The organism is Pseudomonas sp. Z18(2022), from assembly GCF_036346535.1.
GTDB classification, from domain to species: Bacteria; Pseudomonadota; Gammaproteobacteria; order Pseudomonadales; family Pseudomonadaceae; genus Aquipseudomonas; species Aquipseudomonas yamanorum_A.
In genome coordinates, this window is the sequence record NZ_JAOTOA010000008.1 from 138679 (window position 1) to 160120 (window position 21442).

A 21442-nucleotide genomic window follows, 5' to 3' on the forward strand; every position below is an offset into this window, starting at 1 on the left:
AAAGCATTCTGCTGGCCCATTCTGCATTTTCCCCTCGCTACCATCGGCCGCCTGCCAAACCCATGAGGGAAAAGGAATGAGTGAGACCTGCGAAAGCCTGACCACACCACCCGAGGGGTACAGCGACTGGCTGACCGACCTCAAGGGTCGGATCCACTGCGCCCAGCAACGCGCCACGTTGGCGGTAAACCGCGAGCTGGTGCTGCTGTACTGGCAAATCGGCCGGGATATCTTGACCCGGCAAGCACAGCAGGGCTGGGGGAGCAAGGTGATTGGGCGACTGGCGCAGGATCTGCGTTCAGCCTTTCCGGAGATGAAGGGGTTTTCGCCGCGCAACCTGAAGTACATGCGTGCATTTGCCGAGGCGTGGCCGGACAGGGAATTTGTGCAAGGGGTGCTTGCACAATTGCCGTGGTATCACCAGCTGGCGCTGCTGGATAAGCTGCCCGGGCCCGAAACCCGCCGTTGGTACGCTGCCCAGGCCATCGAACACAACTGGTCGCGCAACGTCCTGGTGATGCAAATCGAAGGTCGCCTGCTGGAGCGCAGCGGCAATGCCGTCAGCAACTTCGAGGGCCTGCTGCCCAAAGCCCAGTCCGACCTGGCGCGCGAATCGCTCAAGGATCCCTACCGTTTCGACTTTCTTGGGCTGACGCTCGATGCGCAGGAGCGTGAAATCGAAAATGCCCTGGTCAAACATGTCACCGATTTTTTGCTGGAACTGGGCGCAGGGTTTGCCTTCGTAGGCCGGCAGGTGCTGCTGGATGTGGGCGGCGAGGAGTTTTTCGTCGACCTGCTGTTTTATCACCTCAAGCTGAGGTGCTATGTGGTGATCGAACTCAAGGCCGGCAAGTTCAAACCCGACCATCTGGGGCAGTTGGGTTTTTACCTCGCGGCCGTAGACGCCCAACTGAAGCACCCGCAGGACAGCCCCACCATCGGCCTGCTGCTGTGCAAGAGCAAGAATGAGGTGGTGGCCGAATACGCCCTGCGTGACAGCTCGCGACCCATTGGGGTTGCCGAGTATCAACTGGTTGAGTCTCTGCCGGCAGAGTTGCAAACCAGCCTGCCCAGCATCGAACAGATTGAGCGTGAACTGGCGAGCAATTCGTAGCGCTGCGCCGCCAGGCTGGACATTGGCAATGGCCTCGGCACAATGGGCGCCTTGAAAGGAACTCATCCAAGGAATGCCATGGCCCGCCGTGTAAATACCGCCTGCTCACTGTTGTTGCTCACTGGACTGCTGATGGGTGCAGGCATGCCTGCCAGTGGCGCGTCCTTCGAGTGTAAAAAGGCCTCCACATCGGTGGAAAAGGCCATTTGCACCAGCCCCGAGTTGAGTGAACTCGACAGTACGCTGGGCGTTTACTACAGCCAGGCAATGGCCAAACTGGCACCCGACCAGCGGGACGAATTACGTCGCGGCCAGCGCGCCTGGCTGCAGACTCGCAACGCATGTGCGAGTGAGCCGCAAACACTGGCCGGCTGCCTGCAATCCCGACTGAGCCAGCGAGTGGTCGAGGTGGGGTCGATCAGCCACAAGGATACGGCGGCCCTCGACGCAATCATTGCCAGTATTCCTTATCACCCGGCACACGCAGCAGAAGGGCTCAGGCGCTTCCCGATGAACGACCTGGCGGCCGCCTGGCTGGTCTACCTGCAGCGCTTTGAACCCGACAGTGGTGTGACGGAGAGCGAGGCCGAGGAGAATCGCAAGCAGATCCTCGTAGCGCTCAAGGAAGACAACTTTCCCTGGTCGATCTGGCAGGACCTGCAAAACGATCCCGCCGTCAGCCGTGATCGGGTGACGTTGACCTTGCTGCGCATGATGATTGAGCGCGAGCAATACGAGCTGTTTGCCGACCAGCGCCCCTATGTGCACTGCTTTGTTTTCAGCCGTCAGGGCGAGGTTGCGTATGAGTCGTTCGGGTCGCTGTACGGCTCCACCCGGGACAGCTTTGCGCCGATTTGCGCGCCGCAGGGTGACCTGTTTGCGCAGCCGGCGTGGAAGCGGCTGGACGATAGCCTGAGCGAGCCTTTGTCCACGGCAGGGCAGAACGAGGGCACCATCCGCTTTGCCAGCTATGCCGATTGGAGCGCTCTTTCGCTCAAGGCCACCGCATCGCCTCGGCTGTTTCTCCAACCGGCCACTGCTGGGCAGAACCAGGATCCTGAACTAACCCTGCGCGACTGGGGTGTTGATAAGCAGTGGCCCGCCAGGCAACGCCAGCAGACGCTGGCGGCTGTTGAGCCGGCGCGGCAAGTGACCAGTGAGTGGTTGCAGCGCGAGCGCGGCTTTTCTGCCGCTGATGCCCGTCAAGCGGCCCGGGAAATCGTCAGGCAGTGGTTGAATCTGCGCCTGGACTTTATCGGTGGCCCAAGCGAACTCTGAACACTCAACTTCCCGATTGGGGAACGGCTTTTTTACCGGTCTTGCTGGCGGGATGCTGGGTCGAGGAACCTTTGTGGCGCGTTCCTTTCACGGTTTTTGACGGAGCTGGCGCTTTTGTTTCGGCGGCCTTGCTGCCACTGCTGTCGCCACCGGACGGGCTGCTGGGGTAGGTGCCTGGCGGCAGAGCCGAACCCGGGGCGGTGTTGTCGCCGAAGGCTGCATAGGCGGGGGCATACAGTACGAGCGTCAGGCTGGCGGCAAGTACAATCCTTTGGGAAATGCTGGTCTTCATGACTCAATCCCTCTTGTTGCGGTGAGGACCGAAGCCCGGACCACATCCAGGCTTCGGTAACGCCTCAATCAAGACTTCCTGGAGCCTGGCGCGTGGCTTTGGGCCCCGCCTTTTTTGCCGGCTTCAGATGCCTTTGCGCGGTCATTGGCGACGTTGCCGCCGGAACCCTGGCCGCCGCTTTTACGGGGAGTGTCTTGCTGGTCTTTGTGACCAGCCCCTGGGGTGGTTTTTCCGCTGTTAGCCATTTTCAAAACCCTCAATGATGAGTGAATCAATGGTGTCGCCTAATTGGGAAGCCGCCAGCCAAATCAAAGTTTGAAAAAGTTTGGCCGCAGGCGACGAATGGGCATCAAGCAGCCATTGGCTTGGCGCCGAGCGCCTTCTTGTGCGCGGCTTTCATCGCTTCCATCTCTGCACCCAATTCTTCCAGCAAGGCCTTGCCCAGCAGCTTTTTCGCCTGCGGGAACATCTCGCTTTCTTCTTCCTCGATATGGTGCTCCAACAGTTCCTTGACCACTTTGACGCGCCCGGAAAACTCGGTGGTGGACGGGGAGGTCTGCTTCAGGTCCGGCAATACCAGGGAGTCGACCGTGCGATGTTCTTCCTTGGCTTCGTGGTACATGATTTCCTGGTCCTTGCCCCCCGCCTTGCGGAAAGCCGGGTAGAGGATTTCTTCCTCAAGCCGGGTGTGAAGGCTGATTTCCATCTCCAGTTTGGCCAGTAGCTCAGTGCGCTTCTTGACGCCGCGCTCAGTGGACTCACTCAGTTGGCTCAAGATGGCTTTGACGCGTTCGTGGTCGGCCTTGAGAAGATCAATGGCATTCATGGGTGACACCTCACGGGTAGCAGAAGGGCGGGTCGGAGTGCCCGCCTGTCCAGAGCTCTGCAGCATGAGTTGTACCAAGTTGAACTGAATATTTATTTGTTTAAAAATCAATAGGTTGGTGATCGTAAGTGTCGGCTTTGGTCGTGCAGGTTGCACGGTCCCGTGGCCTCTGGCATGCATTAAACAATGCCTATCCTCCGCTGACTTTCCAGTGCTTGATGTCTTCTGCAAACACAATCTGCTCAACCTCATGGGCAATCCCGTAGGCCAGTGACTCGTGAGCGGCAATCACTTTTTCCTCGGCCGACAGGCACTTGAAAATATCCAGGTGCGTCTCTGCGGTGGCGGTTTCCAGTTCGTAGATTTTCACGTAGCGCGCCAGGTCGTTGTCCAGGCTCGACAGGTATTCGCGCAGGCGCTGGTGGTCGACGGAGTTCTGGTTGAAATACCAGTTCATGGGATGAATCAAAAATCGCGAGTGGGGCGTAGTGATCCGGCGATTGGCCGCCAGGAACATGATGATGCCCATGGACTCGATATTGCCCGCATTGATCGCACACAGCGGCACCGGCAGGGACTTGAGGAAGGTGTAGAGGGTAAAGCCGAAATTGGTGCTGCCGCCGGTGGTGGAGAGGTTAAGCAGCAACGAGCTGGCGCCTTGCTCGATCGCATCTAGACAACAATCACGAAAGCGCTCGGTGGTGCCCTGATCGATCTGGCAGTGAAAGTGGATGATGTGCTCGGTCATCCTGGGCCTCCAAGGGGTAAGAAGTGACGTTGCGTTGAGTCTAGAAGGTTCCGCCAGGCCTGCCGCAACCGTTGGGCGAGAGCCATCCGCTGCAATTTTAATGAACCCTCGGGCGTGTAGCTTGACCTAATGGATACGACCTCAGGAGGATGAATCATGCAAATCGAATATGTCTGGATTGGCTTGGCAGTGATTCTGGTACTGCTGGAACTGTGGGCGATCAACAGCGTGCTGCGCAGTGGCAGTGGCTGGGAAACCAAGGGGTTATGGCTGGTGGTGCTGATCTTCATGCCGCTGCTGGGGCTGATCCTCTGGGCGCTGTTTGGACCCAAGGGTGTGAACCGGGCGACCCATGCCACGGAGCATGGCAAAGGCTGATACGGAATTTACAAAAAACAGGCGCCCGAGGGCGCCTGTTTGCATTGGCTCGCGTCAAGCCGCCAGTGCTTTGGCAATCGCCTGGTTGAACGCCGGCAAGTCATCGGGCGTGCGGGAGGTGATCAATGTCCAGCCATTGGCCGGGCATTCCTTTACCTCTGTATCCACCCAGTTTTCCGCCCCGGCATTCACCAGGTCGGTGCGCACGCTTTTGTAGGAGGTGAGGGTCTTGCCGCCGATCACCCCGGCATCGATCAGCGCCCAGGGGCCATGGCAGATGGCAGCTACGGTTTTCCCGGCCTTGACGAAATCGTTGATCAGCCGCAAGGCGTCGCTGTCCTGGCGCAGAGTGTCGGCATTGACGGTACCGCCGGGGATGACCAGTGCATCGAAGTCGCTGCCCTTCAGCTCCGAGAGCTTGGCATCGGACTCCACGGTCCGGTCTTTCTCGGTGTCCTTGAGGAAGGTCTGGGTACTGCCACCCTTGCTGGAACCGTGGGTCACCGTGGCGCCGAAACCGCGCAGGGTTTCCAGGGGCTTGAGCAATTCGTCGCGCTCGATACCGGTGTTGGAGGTGATGATCAGAATCTTCTTGCCGTGCAGTTGCGAACTCATGGTCGAGTGTCTCCTGAGTAGGGTGTACGAATGCTGCTACCGGACTGTTGAGCGGGCGCCTGAGCAAAAGGTTTAAATTAATTTGCGCTTATTTCCCGGGGCTGCGCCCGGTTCAATTTCCTTGAACTATCGAAAAACCATGGGCTCTGCTGCATAACGGCTCCGCGCTGGAGCGTTAGCTTTTCAACAGGAGGAACACCCCATGGGCACCGCAAAAAACGCCGACAAAACTCCCGATGCAATCAGCTCCGAACAGGCACAGAAAGGGCGCCAGGTTGATGACCAGGACAGTGCCTTGCAGCGGCCCAACCCCAAGACCGAAACCGTCGATAAGGTGATCACGCCGACGTCCATCAAGGACACACAGCGGCAAACCGACCGCATCAATGAGCAGGCCGCCAAGGCCGAGCGCAAGCTGGGCGAGTGAGAGGCGGAGGCAGTCATGGGCCGATCCATCAGCGCCAGTGAATTGGGGATTGAACTGCGCCCCGGTGACGACAGCGCGCTGTTCAAGTGGTTTGTCGCCAGCTTCCTGATGGGCAAGCGCATCCAGGCGCAGATCGCCGCCCAGGCTTATCAGGTGATTGTGGTGAAGCATGGCCGGGACACGCCGCGCAAGCTGCAGCACTGCACTTCCCGCGAGTTGGTGGCGATGCTCGGCGAGGCGCATTACGTGCGTTACGACGAAACCACCGCGCAGCGGCTACTGGACCTCAGCAGCAAGTTGAACGCGGAGTACGCGGGCAAGATCAGCCATATCCACGACGCCAGCACCGACCGCCAGGCGTTCGAGAAGCGCTTGAACGAATTCGAGGGTGTCGGACCGAAGACCGTGGAGATTTTCATGAGGGATGCGGCGTCAGTGTTGTTCTGATGCCGATGCCCTTAACCTTCAAGCATTGTCTGTCGAAAGGCATGAATCTGGTCAACGATCTGCGTTGACGCCTGGATGATTGCCGTGCGTGTGTTGCCGGCAATATGCGGGGTGAGTATCGCGTTGGCAACGCCAGTCAACGGCGAGTCGAACTGATCTTTTTCCTTGGCAAAGGTATCGATGGCGACGCCCTTGATATGGCCGGGAAAGCGCTTCATGAACAGTGCCAACTGGCCCTCGTCGACGATGCCGCCACGAGCCGTATTGATCAGGATCGCCCCCGGTTTCATCCGGCTGAACGCGGTGCTGTCGAACAAGCCTTTGGTCAGCGCCGTGAGGGGTGTGTGAATGGACACCACGTCGGCTTCGTCCAGCAACTCGCCAAGGGTGGCGCGCCATTGCAGGCCCAGGCTCGCAGCGACGGATGGGGTGAAGCGCTCGGAGCCGGTGACTATCACCTTCATGCCCAGGGCCTGGGCCTTATGGGCCACCGCCTGGGCAATTCTGCCCGAGCCCACCAGCCCCAGCGTCAACTCGGCGATTTGCAAAGCAGGTGCGAGCAGGCCTTTTGACCATTGGCCTTGCTGAGTCTTGGCGTTGTAGAGATTAAGGTCTCGGGACAGGAACAGTGTTTGTGCCAGCACATATTCGGCCACAGCCGTCGCGTTGGAGCCTGGGGTATTGAGGACGGTCACGCCACGCTCGGCGGCGGCGTGCAAATCGATATGGTTGACCCCAACTCCCGCCTGGGCGATGGCCTGCAAAGGGCTGCCCAAATCAGGCGAGGCAGCGGCGTTGATCAGCGCGGCACCCAGGGGAATGTTCAAGCGGGTCTTGATGACGCTGTAGCCTCCGGCCTTTACCACGGCACTGATCAAGGCCGGTGTGTCGTGGCCGTTGATGTCCACGAACCGAATGCGCCCGGCGTAGTGGATTTTGATGCTGCCTGGGTCGGCGAAGTAGTGCAGGTTGAGGGTGATGTCCAGCCCGTATGCCAGGCACTGCTCGATTTCTGTATGGAGCAAGGGCGGGTTCGGGGCATCCAGGATCAGCACGGGAAACGCCATGGGTCTATTCCTCTGCAAAGGGCTACCGGGCTGACTGGTTACGCATCCACCTGCATCACCTCAAGCCCCAGGCACTCATAAGCCTCGACACTGCCCGGCGGCACATGCCATTCGGTAATCAACGTGTGAATGCGACTGCACGGCGCCACCACAAATGGCTCCACCGCGCCCAGCTTGTCGGCCAGGGTGACGGCCACCACGTGGGAGGCGCTGTCGAGCATAGCCTGTTTCACCGCCACCTCTTCGAAGTGCAGCGAGCTGATGCCCACCTGTGGATGCAGTGCACACACGCCGGTAAACAGCAGGTCCGCCTTGATGCCCTGGATCAGCCGCAGCGCCTCATGCCCGCTGGCGGCCATGGTCACCGGGTTGAGCTGCCCGCCGGCAAGGATCACCGTCACATTGGGATGCTCGGACAACGCGATGGCAATCATCGGTGAATGGGTGACGGCGGTCAGCTTGATGGCATGCGGCAAGGACTGGGCGATTTGCAGGGTGGTGGTGCCCGAGTCGAACAGCACGATCTGGCCGTCTTCCACGCGGTCGGCGGCGAGTTGCGCCAGGTGGCGTTTGGTCGCGGTGGTTTCGCCAAACCGGGTGAAGAAATCTTTGCCGGTGTCTTTGGGCCTCGGCAGTGCACCGCCATGCACCCGTTGCAGCAGACCGGCGGAGGCGAGCTCGCCAAGGTCGCGGCGGATGGTGTCCTGGGAGACGGCGAAATGCTCCACCAATTCCGAGGCGGTGACTTTGCCATCGCGCTCCAGCAGCAACAGGATTTTCTGTTTGCGCAACGAAGGCAGGTCGATGGCGGCATGGGTGTTTTGCATGTTTATGCTCGTTATTGCGTGTTTATGCGAGATTAATCAGGCTGTGGACTAAACGCAATGGGTGGCCGCATTTTGACGGCATGGGTGCGTTTGGAGATGCAGGAGATTTTGCCGCCCGGGACCGTTCCAGCAGGAAGTTATTGAGCAAAAAAATCGTAAAAAATTAAAAAGAGTTGTCCACGAAAACCGTGGGTATCTCTGTGGATAACTTCCCTTGAGCCCGGCGGGTATGGCGATTTAACCCGCGGTTAATATTTGATCAGTCGCGGTTTATAGCCAGTATGGGCAGGCTTTGCGCCTTGACAGGCACCGGAGAAACCGGTGCCGGAATGCAGATTTACGAGTTGTCCGGGTGCAGGTTGGAGGGCCCGGCGACCTGTGCTGGCCGCTTCGTTTGCATCAGGCTGTCCAGTGCCTGGCGATAGCGGCTGCCGGCCAGGCGCATGCTGTCGTTGTGAGTCGCCCCCGGCACCAGCAACAAGCGTTTGGGTTCTTGTGCGGCATCAAACAATTGCTGGCTGAAACGCGGTGGCACAAAGGCATCGGCAAGCCCGTGGACCACCAGCAACGGCATGTGGATGTCGGCGATCTTGTCGATGGAATCGAACTTCTGCGACAGCAGCCAGCGCACCGGCAGCGAGGTGTTAGCCACGGCAGTAGCCACATCCGCCAATGAAGTAAACGTGGATTCGATCACCAGCCCGCGCACCGGCGGCGGCTCATGGTTATCCGCCGCCTGCTTGCCCAGTTCGGCCGCCAGGTCGATGGCCACCGCGCCACCCAGGGAGTGCCCGTAGATCAGGCGCTTGGCGGGGTCGGGTTGCAGCACCTGGAAGCGTTCCCAGGCTATGCGTGCGTCTTCGTACACGCTGGTTTCGGAAGGCAGGTCGCCCTGGCTTTGGCCGAAGCCGCGGTAGTCGATGGCCAGTACCGAGAAGCCCAGGGCCCGCAGCTGTTCAATGCGAAACAACTGGCCGGTGAGATTCCAGCGTACGCCGTGCAAATAGAGAATGGCGGGCGCATCTTTCCGGGCTGCCGGCCACCACCAGCCGTGAATGTTTTGCCCGGATTTGAAACTCGACGGTTTCAGGTCGAATTCCTGTACGTCACGGGGCAAGCCGCTGTACCAACTGGCAGTGCCCGGTTCGACACGAAACAGCAATTCGCGCTCCTTGTGCTGCAGCACGGCGCAACCCACCGGCAGGCTAATGATCACGGCGGCCATGCACAACAAGGGAAACCAGCGCAGGCCGAGGCGGGACAGAAAACGTGAAAACATGGAGGTTCCAGGACAGAGGCGAAGCACGGGTTTTAACAGATGCCCCGGCCGCGCAGGAAATATTTAGACCGCCGTCACCGGGCATTGCTTGCAAAGTATTACAGCGTGCTTTCCAGCAGTGAGAAGAACTGCCTGGCTAACGGCGAAGGATTGTCGGTGTTCCAGCTCAGGTAGAGCCCGATGCTGGAAGATTCGGCGGCAAGGGGACGAAACACTACCTTGTCGCTGTTCATCGAACGGGCAATCGACGCCGGCACCAGCGCCACGCCAAACCCGCAAGCCACCAGGCCGATCAGCGTGTGCAATTGATCGGCTTCCTGCACCACGCACGGATAGAAACCCGCTGCCTCACACAAGCCGATCAACTGATGGTGATAGCCGCTGCCCAGTACTTGTGGGGTGAACACAAAGTCGGCATCGGCAAAATCCTTCAGCTCGATAACGGCATCACCGGCGTTGGGGTGGTCCATCGGCAGCGCCATCAGGATCGGCTCATCCAGTAACAGCCGGGATTCGATGTTATCCGCCTGGCCCGGCAGGTAGCGCAAAAAGGCGATATCGGCCTCTCCACTTGCCAGGGCCTTGGCCTGACTGGCCGAAGGCATTTCCTTGATCACCAACCGGACCTTGGGAAACGTCAGGCGAAACCGCCTGAGGGTATCGAGCAGCCACGGATAACCGACAATCGACACCGAGGTGAGGGTGAGTGTGCCGGCGACGCCCTCGGACACTTGCCGGGTGTGTTCAACGCCTTGCTGCAATTGACCGAGGACGGTGTACGCCGTCTCAAGAAATGCCGCCCCGGCGGGCAGCAGCTTCACCCCGCGCCGGTCACGCTCCAGCAGGGCAAACCCCAGCTTCTCCTCCAGGCGATTGATCGCCTGGCTCAACGCGGGCTGCGCCATGTGCAGGCGCAGCGCGGCCTTGTGAAAGTGCAGTTCTTCGGCCACTGCAATGAATTGGCGCAGCAGGCGGGTTTCGATCATCTGGTCTGTTCCTTCAGATAGAGGAGCTGATACGGCGCAGGTATCAACATCGCTGTTTTTCAGTATTAAACAGGACGGTCAGCGGTTGTTAGGGTGGAGTGCCTATCAGGAGAACGCAACGATGGACTTTACAGGTAAAACCGCAATCGTGACCGGCGCCGCCCGGGGCCTGGGCTTCAGCTATGCGCGGGAGTTGGCGCGTCTGGGGGCGCAAGTGGTGATCAGTGATATCGGCGCCGACACGCTGGGCGAGGGGGCCGACCCACAGGTGGTGCAGGCCGCCGCGCTGGCGCTTCAGGGCGAAGGGCTGCAGGTGGTCGGCCACGCAACCGACCTGTCGGGTGAAGCGGGTTGTCGAGCATTGATCGAGTGCGCCATCAGCCATTTCGGGCAGCTCGACATCCTGATCCACAATGCCGGCTGGGTCGGTTATCAACCCATCGAGGCCGCCGACGCGGCATTTATCCGTAGGGCCATGGACATCAATGTCTACGCGCCGATCTGGCTTGGCAAACACGCATGGCCCTACCTCAAGCAATCCGCCGCACCGCGCATCGTGCTCACCACCTCGGACCGCGCGATGTACACGCAATATGCCCAGCCGGGCCTGGTGGCCTACAGCGCCGGCAAGATGGCGCAACTGGGGATCATGAATGCGTTGAGCGGGGAAGGGGCCGAGGCGGGGATCCTGGTGAATGCCATCTCGCCCGTGGCCAAGACCCGCATGTGGGGCGTGACCGGCGAGCCGGGCAACCTCAAGCCGGAATCGGTAACCCCCGGCGTACTCTTCCTGGCCTCGGCGCAGTGCCAGGACAGCGGCTACATCCTGCGGGCCAGTAACGGGCAGTTCACTGCCACGCGTTTTGTTGAAAACCCGGGTGTCAGTTACCCGGTTGATCTGGCGCGGCCCAAGGCCTCGACCGCCGAGCAAGTAGCAGCATCCTGGACCCGGATAAAGGCGCATCCCGATCCCGGCGCACAATGATTTGCGGGTGCCCTCACACTGGCTTGAACTTGACGATGCGCAAGGCAGGAGGACATGCTCGACACCCTTCCGATTAAAGGCTCGACCATGGACAACAGCCCCGTTCGCATCCACACCGAAGAACTGCTCTCGGACAACTGGTACGTGCTGAAAAAGTACACCTTCGACCTGCGCCGCCGCGACGGCAGTTGGCAGTCCCAGACCCGCGAGATCTATGACCGGGGCAATGGCGCGACCATCCTGCTGTACAACCGCGAGCAGCGCACGGTGTTGCTGATTCGCCAGTTCCGCATGCCCACTTTCGTCAATGGCTACCACGGCTACCTGATCGAGTCCGCCGCCGGCCTGCTGGACAACGCCAGCCCCGAGGAGCGCATTCGCCTGGAGGCCGAGGAAGAGACGGGCTACCGCGTGGGCCACGTGGAAAAAATCTACTCGGCCTTCATGAGCCCGGGCTCCGTCACTGAGCGCATTCACTTTTTCATCGGCGAATATCAGCCGGGCGACCGGGTCAGTGATGGCGGCGGGCTGGAAGAAGAAGGCGAGGACATCGAGGTGCTGGAGCTGGGGTTTGAGGCCGCGTTGTCCATGGTGCAACGTGGCGAGATCGTCGACGGCAAGACCATCATGCTGTTGCAGTATCTTGAATTGCGGATGTTGAAAGAGGGCTGGTGATGTCGCGTCGGTTGTCGGTGGTGCTGGCGGTGTTGTTGGCCGGATGCGGTGGTGCGAGTGCTGCGCAAACGCCGGTCGGTGACGGTGGTGTTCCCGCGTTCTATACCTGGGCCGACAAGATGCCCGCATCGCCCGGGCAGATGCTGCGCAGCGAGCCGTTGACGGCCGTGCAAAGCCTGGCCGAGGCGGGGCAGAATATCCGGATCCTGTACACGTCCACCGATGGCATCGACCCCCGCAAACACGTGGTTGTTTCCGGTGCGCTGTTCCTGCCCAAGGGCACGCCGCCGTCGGGTGGCTGGCCGCTGATGGCGTGGGCCCATGGCACGGTGGGCAGCGCTGATGTTTGCGCGCCCTCGTTCACCCGCCGCAGCCCGCGGGACACGCGTTATCTCAACTATTGGCTGGGACAAGGCTACGCCGTCGTTGCCACCGATTACCAAGGGCTCGGGACGCCCGGCCTGCATCCATATGGGCTGACCAGCCCGCTGGCGTATGGCGTGCTCGACAGCATCCGTGCGGTGATCGCCGGTGGTTTTGATCTCTCCAAACGTGTCGTGGTGTTCGGCCAGTCCCAGGGTGGGCGTGCCGCCTTCGCCACGGCGGTCTATGCCAAGGACTATGCGCCGGAGTTGGACATCGTCGGCGTTGTCGCCACCGGTACGCCTTACGCTGCGACCCATAAAACCGGAGACAGTGCCGAGCTGGAAAAAGCCCGCAGCTCGGTGGTACCGACCTTCGCCTACAACCTGCTGCGCCTCGGCACGGTCACGTTGTTTGATCCTTCGTTCAATCCCGCCGACTATTTGAGCGCGCGCGCAATGCCGGCGTTCGGGATCAGCCAGCGCGGTTGCTTGCATGCCATCGAGCAGCGGGTGGTCGCCGACGGGCTGACCTTCAATGACAGCTTCAAGCGCTCGCCGAAAGCGGCTCTCGACAAGGTCTACCGCGAGTCGGCGTATCCGACGCTGAAGACCGATATTCCGGTTTTCATCGGCACCGGGGGCAAGGACCAGGACGTGTTTGTGCCCGGGCAGAAGGCCCTGGTCAGGGACGCGTGCAAGGCGGGGGACCGGATCGAATGGCATTTCTACCCCGAGCTTGATCACTCGGCCACGGTCAATGGTTCGCTGGCGGACTCGACGCCGTTTGTGCGCAAGGCGTTTGCCGCAGAGCGGATTCCCGGCAACTGCGGGTTGTAAAAGCAGGAGCCGCCCGGCTCCTGCGACGGCCTTCAGGCCAGCTTTACGTCCATGGTGATTCGCGCGGTAAATACCAACTTCCCCTCCGCATCGAGCATGTCCACCGGCACTATCTTGTCGCCCGCCGTCTGCCAATCAATCCCCTCGTCATTGGCCGTTGCCGTAACGCTGCTTTTGGCCTTGGCCAGGTATTGCACCGTCATCCCCTTGGGAATCCAGCGCGCGCCAGTTGGCACGGACACATCCGTCATTGTCCCTGCCGCCAGTTCCGCAGCGTTGCACATGGCGATCGCATGCACCGTCCCCAGGTGGTTGGTGACGGCCTTGCTGAACGGTACTTCAACCACCGCCAACCCCGGGCGCAACTGGGTGATCAGTGGGTTGATGGTGCTGAAGTAGGGCGCCATCTGGCACGCCAGTTTGCTGAACGCTTCGGCGCCGACGCTGTTGAACATACTCAGGTACTGACTCATGGTGCTGCCTCGCTGATGATTCGGATTTACGGAATGTTGTTCCGTTACAGAATAATATTCTGTAACGGAACAGTATTCTGCCTATGGGAAATCTGTCAAGCTGCCCCGACGTATCCCTTTCAACGATTGAGTTCGTGTTCAGCATGCAAACCCCAGATCTGCTCCAGCGCTGCTTCCCTGGCCGACGGGCCGAATTGAAGCGCGACATCTTCACGGCCGCCCTCGACCTGTTCAACGAACAAGGCCTTGAAGCCACCACCATCGAGATGATTCGCGCCCGATGCGACACCAGCGTCGGCGCCATCTACCACCACTTCGGCAACAAGGAAGGATTGGTCGCCGCGCTGTTCTTTACCGCGCTGGATGATCAGGCCGAATTGCGTGCGCGCTACCTGGAATCAGCGAGCACGGCGAAGGAGGGGGTTTACGCGCTGGTGCACAGCTATGTGGATTGGGTGGACAGCGAGCCGCAGTGGGCGCGTTTCCAATACCACGCGCGTTTCGCCGTGACCAAGGGCCCGTTCGCTGCCGAGCTGGAAAGCCGCAACCAGTCGCGCAATGGGTTGCTCAAGGAGTGGTTGGCGCTGCCCGGGCGTGGTGATCAGCTCAACCAACTGCCTGCAGAACTGTGGCCGTCACTGATCATCGGCCAGGCCGACAGCTATTGCCGCGCCTGGTTGGCCGGACGGGCGACCAGCAGCCCGCGGATTTACCGCGAGGTGCTGGCCGAGGCGGCGTGGCGTTCGGTGGGTGGCCGTTAGGCGAACCGGCGCAGCGAAAACGCCGACAAGTCGATGGCGCTTTTGCCGTCCACGCATTGCTGCGCCAATGCTTCGCCGATCGCGGCCGAGTGCTTGAAACCGTGCCCGGAGCAGGCGCTGACCACCGTCACGTTTTCCAGGTGCGGATGCTGGTCGATGATGAAACCGTAGTCCGGTGTCAGGGTGTAAGTGCAGACAGCCGTTTTCAGTACCTGAGAAGTCACACCGCCAACCTTGCCCGCGAGATGGGCGCTGAACATGGCATCAGATTCGGCAGGGCTGACCTGGCGATTGACCGCCTCGGGCGTGGTCGCGACGGCACGTTGTTCGCAGGCAACCTTCATGCTGTGTTCCCCGGCAATCGGCGGGAAGCCGTAGCAGTTGTCGTCCTCGCCCGGCCCGTGGGCAAGAATGAAGGTGGGTGAGTTCGGGGGGAATACCGATGGCTCGGCCAGCTTGAACCAGTACAGGTTCTGGCGGCACACCGTCAGCAGCGTATCGAAGGGGGCGCCGAGCAACTCGGCGCTCCACATGCCGGCGCAGACGATCACCTTGCCGGCGCGCACTGTGTGCGTCTCTGTGCTGATGGTCACCTCGCCGTTGTCCGATTGCAGCTGGCTGACCACGGCGCCGGTCAGTGTCTCAGCCCCCAGTTGGCGGGCAAGGGTCAGTTGGGCCTCAATGCAGCGCTCAGGCTTGACGTAGCCGCCACCCGGTTCGAAATAGCCCACGGCATTGTCTTCAAGCCCGGCAAATTGCGCAAAGCGCCCGCGAATCTGTTCGGCGTTCAGCACCTCATGGGGAATGCCGTAGGCCTTGCCCAGCGCGATGGTCTGGCGGGTGAAGTCCGCGATACCGTGCTGTGGCGCGGCAGGTTCGCCACTGCTCATGACCAGCACGCCGCATTGCTCGAACAGGCTCACATCAAGCTCGGCTTCCAGCTCGCGCCAGATCTGTTGCGAGCGGATCACCAGCGGCACATAGGCCGCCCCTTCGCCGACGGCTTGGCGGGTGATGCGCGTGTCGCCATGGCTGGAACCCTGGTCATGGGGTGGCGCAAAGCGGTCGATGCCAATGGCGTGAACCCCGCGCCGGGCCAGTTGATAGAGCGTGGCAGCGCCCATGGCGCCGAGTCCGATCACGGCTACGTCGTAGTGCAGCGCTGGCATATCCTGACTCCTTCAGAAGGGGGAGCCGACCGTATCACGCACACGGCACCGGCGTCGTCGCCACTTGATAGCGTTGATCAAAATCATCCGCCAACTGCTCCAGCGTCACCTCGCCCAAACGCTGCAGCAATAACGCCTGGGCGTCATCGAAGGCCTGGTTCAGCGCGGCATTCACGGCCTGTTCCACCAGGCACTGCGGGTGATCGGTAGACAGGCCGACCGCAAAGATCGACGAGGTGCCCAGGGCGTTGTGGATGTCCAGCAAGGTGATTTCGTTCAGCGGCTTGCCCAGCATCCAGCCGCCCTGGTGGCCTTTCTCCGAGCGCACATAACCCTTTTCCTTGAGCAGGCCCAAAGTGCGGCGTACCACCACCGCGTTGGTACCGAGCATCTGCGCGATGGTCTGCGAGGTGGCGCGTTCTTCGTGGCGGCCCATGTGGATCAGCACGTGGAGCATGCGTGATAGCCGGGTGTCGTTTCTCATCTGCAGGCCTCTGGATTTCCTGCCCGAAAGTATCGTTCGTAACGATTGGAGTTGCGAGACTCTTGACGAAGTATTTTTATGTAACTTATGGTGTGTCGTGATTGCCCGGCAATCGATGCAAGGGCCACCAGAGAGGTCATCTTCATGGTTTACGACGTGATTATCGTGGGCGGCAGCTACGCCGGAATGTCGGCCGGCCTGCAACTGGCACGGGCCCGGCGCAAGGTGCTGGTGATTGATGCCGGGCAGCGGCGCAACCGTTTTGCGGCCACCTCCCATGGTTTCCTCAGCCAGGATGGGCAGCCGCCGGAGCTGATCGCGGCTGAAGGGCGAGGGCAGTTGATGGAGTACCCGACGGTGACCTGGGTGCAAGACACGGCCGTCGAGGCGACTCGCAGCCAGGACGGTTTTTGGGTGCAAACCCGCTGTAATGGTGGGTTCAACGCTCGGCGCTTGATTCTCGCCACCGGCGTGGTGGATGAATTGCCCGAGATCGACGGCCTGCAAGAGCGTTGGGGCAAACATGTATTCCACTGCCCCTATTGCCACGGTTATGAGCTGGATCAGGGCCGCATCGGCGTATTGGCGACTTCACCGTTGGCGATGCATCACGCGATGCTGCTGCCGGACTGGGGCACCACCACGCTGTTCACCAACGGCGTATTTGTGCCGGATGCCGAGCAGCAGGCGCAGCTGGATCGGCGCGCAGTTCGTGTTGAAAGCCAGTGGGTGCGGCGGATTGTCGGTGAGCGGGCGGATGTCGAATTGGCAGACGGCCGGGTGATCGCCCTGGACGGCATCTTCACGATGTCCCGTACCCGCATGGCCAGCCCGTTGGCCGAGCAGTTGGGGTGTGAATGTGTCGAAGGACCGACCGGGCCTTATCTCCTCACCAACGACACGCGCCAGACCACAGTGCCCGGCGTGTATGCCTGTGGAGATGCCAACCTGGCCGGCGGCTCGGTAGCGCTGGCGGTCGGCGAGGGTGTGCGCGCCGGGGTAGGCGCGCACTTTTCGATGATTTTCAGCTGAGGTTTCAGTGCTGGGTTGAATCGGTGATATTGAATTTCCCATCGCCGATTTCTGCAGTTTGCTCATCGCCAAAACGATCAATCCATTCGAATTTGCAGTGGTTGAAGGTTCCTTCAATGTGTGGCGTGTAGGGTTTGAGTGTAAATTCGACGGTGCCTTGATGGGCTTTGACGATTACACCGCTGGTTTGGCGGATATAACGCAGTTCAACGTCGGTATTGCCTGGGCCCAAATGATGTACGCCGTTCGGGGTGCCCTCGAGAATCCTGACAGCAATGATGACCTTGGGATCATTGATGGGAGGGTCGTATTCGTCTTGTATGCCATTGAAGACCCAATACGCAGGGAACTCGGGTGATGGGGATTCTTTCCAGAGGTTGACAATCTCTGCATCGAATTTTTTGTATGACGGAACTGAGGCGTTCACCTTGGCCGTGAGTGTTCCGCGCGCAGCAGGCGTGGCGGTGTTGATCCAAGGTTGGCTGAGCTTTTCAATCTCGGCCGTGGGCGTGGGGCGATTGGTTTTCTGAGTCATGGTTGTCGCTCCTGAGGGCGGGCTCACCCTTGATGGGGGGAGATCGCCCTGATCTTAGGCGCGACAGGTGTCGTCAGATACTGTCAACGTTGACAGGTATCAAAGGCGAGAAATGCATAGAAGCAGGCTATTCAGCGCACCAGGCACGGACGCTTGTTATCGAACGTCCAGCCCGGAATCATGAACTGCATCGCCACGCTGTCATTGCGTGCACCCAGGCCCATGCCTTTGTACAGCTCATGGGCGTGGGCCACGGCATCCATGTCGATATCCACCCCCAGGCCCGGCTTGGCCGGAACCTTGATATGCCCGTCGACAATCTTCAGCGGCGCCTTGGTCAGGCGCTGGCCGTCCTGCCAGATCCAGTGGGTGTCGATGGCGGTGATTTCCCCCGGTGCGGCGGCGGCCACCTGGGTGAACATCGCCAGGGAAATGTCGAAGTGATTGTTGGAGTGCGAGCCCCAGGTCAGGCCCCATTCATGGCACATCTGCGCCACTCGCACCGAGCCCTGCATGGTCCAGAAGTGTGGGTCGGCGAGGGGAATGTCCACCGACTGCAACTGGATCGCGTGGCCCATTTCCCGCCAGTCGGTGGCGATCATGTTGGTGGCGGTGGGCAGCCCGGTGGCACGGCGGAACTCGGCCATGACTTCGCGCCCGGAGTAACCGTTTTCTGCACCGCAAGGGTCTTCGGCGTAGGCCAGCACGTGATGCTGGTCGCGGCACAGGGCGATGGCTTCTTTCAGCGACCAGGCGCCGTTGGGGTCCAGGGTGATGCGCGCATCGGGGAAGCGTTCGGCCAGTGCGGTGACCGCCTCGATTTCCTCGGCGCCGCGCAGTACGCCGCCCTTGAGTTTGAAATCGTTGAAGCCGTATTGCGCCTTGGCCGCCTCTGCCAGGCGCACGATTGCGTCGGGGGTCATGGCTTGCTCATGTCGCAGGCGGAACCAGTCTTCGGCATTGTCTTCGCTGCGATACGCCAGGTCGGTTTGCTGGCGATCACCGATGTAGAACAGGTAGCCGAGCATCTTCACCGCGTCGCGCTGCTGGCCTTCACCGAGCAATGCCGCTACCGGCACTTCAAGGAACTGGCCGAGCAAATCCAGAAGTGCTGCTTCCATCGCCGTGACGGCATGGATGGTGATGCGCAGGTCAAAGGTCTGCAAACCCCGGCCCGCCGAATCCCGTGCGGCGAAGGTCTGGCGCATGGCATTGAGAATGCTCTGGTACTGGCCGATGGGCTTGCCGATCACCAGGCTGCGGGCGTCTTCCAGGGTCTCGCGGATGCGTTCGCCGCCGGGCACTTCACCGACGCCGGTACGGCCGGCGCTGTCGGTGAGGATCACGATATTGCGCGTAAAAAATGGCCCGTGGGCGCCGCTGAGGTTGAGCAGCATGCTGTCGTGGCCGGCCACCGGGATGACTTGCAGGCCGGTAACCACCGGGGCGCCGTTGGCGTGGTGCTGGTGTTCTGTGTTCATCGTGTAGTCCTTATTTGCTCAAGACGGGGGCGGGTTGCAGCACGCTGCTGGTGGTCGGGCCGGGCAGGGTCCTGGCGAAGAACACCAGGATCGCCGCAAGGATTGACGTGCCCGCCAGGCCATACAAACCGCCCTGGATCGAACCGGTGGTCTGTTCCAGAAAGCCGAAGGTGGTGGGCGCGACAAACCCGCCGAGGTTGCCGATGGAGTTGATCAGCGCGATCACTGCGGCGGCGATCCGTGCATCCAGGTAACCCTGGGGAATCGGCCAGAACAGCGAGGACGCCGACTTGAAGCCAATCGCTGCAAAGCAGATGGCGATAAACGCAAAGATCGGCCCGCCGGTGGTGGACAGGAACATGCCGATCGCAGCGATCACCAGTGCGGCAGCGACCCACGCCTGCTGGAACTTGAACTTGCCCGCCAGTGCGGCGAAGGCGTACATCGCGATGATCGAAATCAGCCACGGGATGGAGTTGTAGAAACCCACCTGGATGTCGCTCAGGTCGCCCATCTTCTTGATGATGCTCGGCAGCCAGAAGGTGGCGGCGTAGATCGTCAGCTGGATGCAGAAGTACAGGGCGCAGAACAGCATGATCTGGCGGTCCTTGAGCAGCTTGCCCAGGGTCGGCTTGACCGTGGTGGCGGCGTCTCGCTCACGCTGTTCGCGGTCGATCTCGCCCACCAGTGCGTCCTTCTCTTCAAGGCTCAGCCACTTGGCGTCGTGGGGCTTGGAGTCGAGCCAGAACCACACGAAAAAGCACAGCAGCACCGAGGCCATGCCTTCGATGATGTACATCCATTGCCAGCCATGCAGGCCCAGCCCGGTGATTTGCAGCAGCACGCCAGACAGGGGGCCGGAGATCAGCGAGGCGAGGGCCGAGCCGCTGAGGAAGATCGCAATCGCCTTGCCGCGTTCGACGCCAGGCAGCCAGCGGGTGAAGTAGTAGATCACTCCGGGGAAGAAGCCGGCCTCGGCCACGCCCAGCAGGAAGCGCAGGATGTAGAAGTGGGTTTCGTTCTGGATGAAGGCCATCAGCGTGGCGGTGATGCCCCAGGTGAACATGATGCGGGTCAGCCAGATGCGCGCGCCGACTTTTTGCAGGAGCATGTTGGAGGGTACTTCGAACAGCGCGTAGCCGATGAAGAACAACCCGGCGCCGAAGCCGTAGGCGGCTGCACCAATGCCCAGGTCGTGTTCCATGTGGGTACGCACAAAGCCGATGTTGACGCGGTCGATGTAGTTGACGATGAACATGATCACGAACAGCGGGAGCACGTGGCTCTTCACTTTCTTGATCGCGCGGGCCAGGACCGGGTCGGTGGCAGGCGCAGCTGTCGCAGGGCTGGAAGGGGTCACGAGGTAAAACTCCCACTGATTATTGTTGTGCGGGGGATAGGCTCGGGTTGCCGGAGATGTCTGACAACTTGATAGACATCATACAACTGCAATTTCAGAGATGGCAACACTTTGTAGGAGCAAGCTTGCTCGCGATAAACGCCAACGATTACGCGGATATTTTGGGGAATTACGGGGTGGCGGGTTTTTCCGCGAGCAAACTCGCTCCTACAGGTATTTGTTTGTTGTCATACAAGTAGGTGCGCATAAAAATGCTAGTATCGCCAGGCGCCCCTGAACGGAATTCCTGATGCAAACCCCAACCTCGGCACCTCAGCGCAAGCGCTCTCCGGGCCTTGCCCATGACATCGTCACCGCCTTGACCCAGCAGATTCTCCTGGGGCAAATGGCACCGGGCGAGAAGCTGCCGTCCGAGTCGGCCATCGTTGGCGAGTACGGCGTCAGTCGCACGGTGGTACGCGAAGCACTCTCCAAACTGCAGGCTGCCGGGCTGGTGGAAACCCGCCACGGTGTCGGCACCTTCGTATTGGAACGCGATGAGCGCCACGGCCTGCACCTGACCCACGACACCGCCGCCAGCGTGCGCGGTATTCTGGAGTTGCGCATGGGCCTGGAAACCCAGGCGGCTGCGCTGGCGGCCTTGCGTCGTACCGATGAACAACTGCAGCAGATGCGCCAGGCGCTGGATGATTACCAGGACTCACTGGCCAACAACGACAGCGCCGTTGAGCCCGACGTGCGCTTCCATCGGCTGATCGCCCAGGCCACCGGCAATACCTATTTCACCGATGTGATTTATCACCTGGGCAACTCGGTGATCCCGCGCACCCGGATCAACGCCGAAGAGCGCGGCGACGCGGATTTGATGGAGCTGGGGCGGCTGGCGAACCTGGAGCACGAAGCGATCCTGAAAGCCATCCGCCGCCAGGACCCGGACGCGGCCAGAGCCGCCATGCTGCTGCATTTGAGCAACAGCCTGGAGCGGATGACCGGGGAGTAGG

General features: G+C 60.7%; 26 protein-coding genes. 11 read left to right on the forward strand and 15 right to left on the reverse strand.

All coding sequences use genetic code 11. From position 1 onward, the window contains the following. Positions 1–76 precede the first annotated feature (76 nt). Together V3W39_RS18195 and V3W39_RS18200 are read left to right on the forward strand one after the other, a co-directional pair. On the forward strand, positions 77–1114 hold the full coding sequence (locus V3W39_RS18195; RefSeq protein ID WP_330213067.1) for a PDDEXK nuclease domain-containing protein: 1038 nt from the start codon (positions 77–79) through the stop codon (positions 1112–1114). Positions 1115–1192: 78 nt separating this feature from the next. Further along, positions 1193–2392: a lysozyme inhibitor LprI family protein gene (locus V3W39_RS18200; protein WP_330213068.1), complete on the forward strand. Its 1200-nt coding sequence runs from the start codon at positions 1193–1195 to the stop codon at positions 2390–2392. Positions 2393–2396: 4 nt separating this feature from the next. Here the strand turns inward: V3W39_RS18200 and V3W39_RS18205 are convergent, their stop codons facing one another. The 4 genes from V3W39_RS18205 to V3W39_RS18220 form a co-directional block, all read right to left on the reverse strand. Continuing rightward, positions 2397–2684: a hypothetical protein gene (locus tag V3W39_RS18205; protein ID WP_177041640.1), complete on the reverse strand. Its 288-nt coding sequence runs from the start codon at positions 2682–2684 to the stop codon at positions 2397–2399. Between the two features lie 68 nt (positions 2685–2752). Beyond that, a complete protein-coding gene (locus V3W39_RS18210; RefSeq protein WP_256348026.1) occupies positions 2753–2929 on the reverse strand; it encodes a general stress protein in 177 nt (58 codons plus the stop codon). A gap of 104 nt (positions 2930–3033) precedes the next feature. Beyond that, entirely contained in the window at positions 3034–3510 is a 477-nt protein-coding gene (locus tag V3W39_RS18215; protein ID WP_177041641.1) for a hemerythrin domain-containing protein, read from the reverse strand. Between the two features lie 190 nt (positions 3511–3700). Beyond that, complete coding sequence (locus V3W39_RS18220) at positions 3701–4258, reverse strand: ATP-dependent Clp protease proteolytic subunit (RefSeq protein WP_177041643.1); 558 nt, start codon at positions 4256–4258, stop codon at positions 3701–3703. Positions 4259–4414: 156 nt separating this feature from the next. On the opposite strand from V3W39_RS18220, the gene V3W39_RS18225 reads away from it, so the two are divergent. Further along, complete coding sequence (locus V3W39_RS18225) at positions 4415–4636, forward strand: PLD nuclease N-terminal domain-containing protein (protein WP_003207401.1); 222 nt, start codon at positions 4415–4417, stop codon at positions 4634–4636. Positions 4637–4690: 54 nt separating this feature from the next. Here the strand turns inward: V3W39_RS18225 and V3W39_RS18230 are convergent, their stop codons facing one another. Next, complete coding sequence (locus V3W39_RS18230) at positions 4691–5251, reverse strand: type 1 glutamine amidotransferase domain-containing protein (protein WP_177114593.1); 561 nt, start codon at positions 5249–5251, stop codon at positions 4691–4693. 202 nt (positions 5252–5453) lie between these two features. Between V3W39_RS18230 and V3W39_RS18235 the strand changes: the two genes are divergently transcribed. Together V3W39_RS18235 and V3W39_RS18240 are read left to right on the forward strand one after the other, a co-directional pair. Continuing rightward, complete coding sequence (locus V3W39_RS18235; protein WP_177114595.1) at positions 5454–5678, forward strand: hypothetical protein; 225 nt, start codon at positions 5454–5456, stop codon at positions 5676–5678. Between the two features lie 15 nt (positions 5679–5693). After that, complete coding sequence (locus V3W39_RS18240) at positions 5694–6125, forward strand: DNA methylase (RefSeq protein ID WP_177041649.1); 432 nt, start codon at positions 5694–5696, stop codon at positions 6123–6125. Positions 6126–6136: 11 nt separating this feature from the next. On the opposite strand, the gene V3W39_RS18245 is transcribed toward V3W39_RS18240, so the two are convergent. The 4 genes from V3W39_RS18245 to V3W39_RS18260 all read right to left on the reverse strand — a co-directional run bounded on the left by V3W39_RS18245 (position 6137) and on the right by V3W39_RS18260 (position 10284). Then, the gene (locus V3W39_RS18245; RefSeq protein ID WP_330213069.1) at positions 6137–7192 is read right to left on the reverse strand and encodes an NAD(P)-dependent oxidoreductase; all 1056 of its coding nucleotides are present in this window, start codon (positions 7190–7192) and stop codon (positions 6137–6139) included. 38 nt (positions 7193–7230) lie between these two features. Then, complete coding sequence (locus V3W39_RS18250) at positions 7231–8019, reverse strand: DeoR/GlpR family DNA-binding transcription regulator (RefSeq protein WP_259197815.1); 789 nt, start codon at positions 8017–8019, stop codon at positions 7231–7233. 337 nt (positions 8020–8356) lie between these two features. After that, a complete protein-coding gene (locus tag V3W39_RS18255) occupies positions 8357–9298 on the reverse strand; it encodes an alpha/beta hydrolase (protein WP_330213070.1) in 942 nt (313 codons plus the stop codon). A gap of 98 nt (positions 9299–9396) precedes the next feature. Then, positions 9397–10284: a LysR family transcriptional regulator gene (locus tag V3W39_RS18260; RefSeq protein WP_330213071.1), complete on the reverse strand. Its 888-nt coding sequence runs from the start codon at positions 10282–10284 to the stop codon at positions 9397–9399. A 121-nt stretch (positions 10285–10405) separates the two neighbouring features. Between V3W39_RS18260 and V3W39_RS18265 the strand changes: the two genes are divergently transcribed. From V3W39_RS18265 to V3W39_RS18275, 3 genes are all read left to right on the forward strand, one after another. Next, on the forward strand, positions 10406–11269 hold the full coding sequence (locus V3W39_RS18265; RefSeq protein WP_330213072.1) for an SDR family NAD(P)-dependent oxidoreductase: 864 nt from the start codon (positions 10406–10408) through the stop codon (positions 11267–11269). 87 nt (positions 11270–11356) lie between these two features. Next, entirely contained in the window at positions 11357–11944 is a 588-nt protein-coding gene (nudK, locus tag V3W39_RS18270; protein WP_330213100.1) for a GDP-mannose pyrophosphatase NudK, read from the forward strand. After that, a complete protein-coding gene (locus V3W39_RS18275; RefSeq protein ID WP_330213073.1) occupies positions 11944–13146 on the forward strand; it encodes an alpha/beta hydrolase in 1203 nt (400 codons plus the stop codon). The genes nudK and V3W39_RS18275 overlap by 1 nt, the downstream gene beginning before the upstream one ends. A gap of 32 nt (positions 13147–13178) precedes the next feature. Here the strand turns inward: V3W39_RS18275 and V3W39_RS18280 are convergent, their stop codons facing one another. Continuing rightward, positions 13179–13619, reverse strand: coding sequence for a hotdog fold domain-containing protein (locus V3W39_RS18280; RefSeq protein ID WP_330213074.1), 441 nt, complete (start codon positions 13617–13619; stop codon positions 13179–13181). A 143-nt stretch (positions 13620–13762) separates the two neighbouring features. Between V3W39_RS18280 and V3W39_RS18285 the strand changes: the two genes are divergently transcribed. Next, the gene (locus tag V3W39_RS18285) at positions 13763–14380 is read left to right on the forward strand and encodes a TetR/AcrR family transcriptional regulator (protein ID WP_177041956.1); all 618 of its coding nucleotides are present in this window, start codon (positions 13763–13765) and stop codon (positions 14378–14380) included. Here the strand turns inward: V3W39_RS18285 and solA are convergent. Both solA and V3W39_RS18295 read right to left on the reverse strand, forming a co-directional pair. Beyond that, positions 14377–15549, reverse strand: a complete 1173-nt coding sequence (gene solA / locus V3W39_RS18290) for an N-methyl-L-tryptophan oxidase (RefSeq protein ID WP_259197826.1) — start codon at positions 15547–15549, stop codon at positions 14377–14379. The two genes, V3W39_RS18285 and solA, sit on opposite strands and share 4 nt — an antisense overlap. A 34-nt stretch (positions 15550–15583) precedes the next feature. Next, the gene (locus V3W39_RS18295) at positions 15584–16033 is read right to left on the reverse strand and encodes an Rrf2 family transcriptional regulator (protein ID WP_330213075.1); all 450 of its coding nucleotides are present in this window, start codon (positions 16031–16033) and stop codon (positions 15584–15586) included. Between the two features lie 144 nt (positions 16034–16177). On the opposite strand from V3W39_RS18295, the gene V3W39_RS18300 reads away from it, so the two are divergent. Beyond that, positions 16178–17065, forward strand: a complete 888-nt coding sequence (locus tag V3W39_RS18300) for an NAD(P)/FAD-dependent oxidoreductase (protein ID WP_330213076.1) — start codon at positions 16178–16180, stop codon at positions 17063–17065. 4 nt (positions 17066–17069) lie between these two features. Here V3W39_RS18300 and V3W39_RS18305 read toward each other — a convergent pair whose 3' ends face one another. The 3 genes from V3W39_RS18305 to V3W39_RS18315 form a co-directional block, all read right to left on the reverse strand. Further along, positions 17070–17600 (reverse strand): hypothetical protein, encoded by a 531-nt coding sequence (locus V3W39_RS18305; RefSeq protein WP_330213077.1) that lies wholly within the window; start codon positions 17598–17600, stop codon positions 17070–17072. A 131-nt stretch (positions 17601–17731) separates the two neighbouring features. Beyond that, complete coding sequence (gene gudD, locus V3W39_RS18310; RefSeq protein WP_177041669.1) at positions 17732–19081, reverse strand: glucarate dehydratase; 1350 nt, start codon at positions 19079–19081, stop codon at positions 17732–17734. A gap of 10 nt (positions 19082–19091) precedes the next feature. Then, entirely contained in the window at positions 19092–20441 is a 1350-nt protein-coding gene (locus V3W39_RS18315; RefSeq protein WP_177076516.1) for an MFS transporter, read from the reverse strand. Between the two features lie 289 nt (positions 20442–20730). Here V3W39_RS18315 and V3W39_RS18320 point away from each other — a divergent pair, with 289 nt between their 5' ends. Further along, positions 20731–21441, forward strand: coding sequence for a FadR/GntR family transcriptional regulator (locus V3W39_RS18320; RefSeq protein ID WP_177041671.1), 711 nt, complete (start codon positions 20731–20733; stop codon positions 21439–21441). Position 21442 lies beyond the last annotated feature (1 nt).

Coding starts and splice junctions, on each gene's coding strand:
- V3W39_RS18275 (WP_330213073.1), top strand. CDS start 11,944: ATGTCGCGTCGGTTGTCGGTGGTGCTGGCGGTGTTGTTGGCCGGATGC.
- gudD (WP_177041669.1), bottom strand. CDS start 19,081: ATGAACACAGAACACCAGCACCACGCCAACGGCGCCCCGGTGGTTACC.
- V3W39_RS18215 (WP_177041641.1), bottom strand. CDS start 3,510: ATGAATGCCATTGATCTTCTCAAGGCCGACCACGAACGCGTCAAAGCC.
- V3W39_RS18260 (WP_330213071.1), bottom strand. CDS start 10,284: ATGATCGAAACCCGCCTGCTGCGCCAATTCATTGCAGTGGCCGAAGAA.
- V3W39_RS18210 (WP_256348026.1), bottom strand. CDS start 2,929: ATGGCTAACAGCGGAAAAACCACCCCAGGGGCTGGTCACAAAGACCAG.
- V3W39_RS18200 (WP_330213068.1), top strand. CDS start 1,193: ATGGCCCGCCGTGTAAATACCGCCTGCTCACTGTTGTTGCTCACTGGA.
- V3W39_RS18280 (WP_330213074.1), bottom strand. CDS start 13,619: ATGAGTCAGTACCTGAGTATGTTCAACAGCGTCGGCGCCGAAGCGTTC.
- V3W39_RS18220 (WP_177041643.1), bottom strand. CDS start 4,258: ATGACCGAGCACATCATCCACTTTCACTGCCAGATCGATCAGGGCACC.
- solA (WP_259197826.1), bottom strand. CDS start 15,549: ATGCCAGCGCTGCACTACGACGTAGCCGTGATCGGACTCGGCGCCATG.
- V3W39_RS18205 (WP_177041640.1), bottom strand. CDS start 2,684: ATGAAGACCAGCATTTCCCAAAGGATTGTACTTGCCGCCAGCCTGACG.
- V3W39_RS18305 (WP_330213077.1), bottom strand. CDS start 17,600: ATGACTCAGAAAACCAATCGCCCCACGCCCACGGCCGAGATTGAAAAG.
- V3W39_RS18300 (WP_330213076.1), top strand. CDS start 16,178: ATGGTTTACGACGTGATTATCGTGGGCGGCAGCTACGCCGGAATGTCG.
- V3W39_RS18235 (WP_177114595.1), top strand. CDS start 5,454: ATGGGCACCGCAAAAAACGCCGACAAAACTCCCGATGCAATCAGCTCC.
- V3W39_RS18245 (WP_330213069.1), bottom strand. CDS start 7,192: ATGGCGTTTCCCGTGCTGATCCTGGATGCCCCGAACCCGCCCTTGCTC.
- nudK (WP_330213100.1), top strand. CDS start 11,357: ATGGACAACAGCCCCGTTCGCATCCACACCGAAGAACTGCTCTCGGAC.
- V3W39_RS18250 (WP_259197815.1), bottom strand. CDS start 8,019: ATGCAAAACACCCATGCCGCCATCGACCTGCCTTCGTTGCGCAAACAG.
- V3W39_RS18255 (WP_330213070.1), bottom strand. CDS start 9,298: ATGTTTTCACGTTTTCTGTCCCGCCTCGGCCTGCGCTGGTTTCCCTTG.
- V3W39_RS18230 (WP_177114593.1), bottom strand. CDS start 5,251: ATGAGTTCGCAACTGCACGGCAAGAAGATTCTGATCATCACCTCCAAC.
- V3W39_RS18240 (WP_177041649.1), top strand. CDS start 5,694: ATGGGCCGATCCATCAGCGCCAGTGAATTGGGGATTGAACTGCGCCCC.
- V3W39_RS18320 (WP_177041671.1), top strand. CDS start 20,731: ATGCAAACCCCAACCTCGGCACCTCAGCGCAAGCGCTCTCCGGGCCTT.
- V3W39_RS18195 (WP_330213067.1), top strand. CDS start 77: ATGAGTGAGACCTGCGAAAGCCTGACCACACCACCCGAGGGGTACAGC.
- V3W39_RS18295 (WP_330213075.1), bottom strand. CDS start 16,033: ATGAGAAACGACACCCGGCTATCACGCATGCTCCACGTGCTGATCCAC.
- V3W39_RS18225 (WP_003207401.1), top strand. CDS start 4,415: ATGCAAATCGAATATGTCTGGATTGGCTTGGCAGTGATTCTGGTACTG.
- V3W39_RS18265 (WP_330213072.1), top strand. CDS start 10,406: ATGGACTTTACAGGTAAAACCGCAATCGTGACCGGCGCCGCCCGGGGC.
- V3W39_RS18285 (WP_177041956.1), top strand. CDS start 13,763: ATGCAAACCCCAGATCTGCTCCAGCGCTGCTTCCCTGGCCGACGGGCC.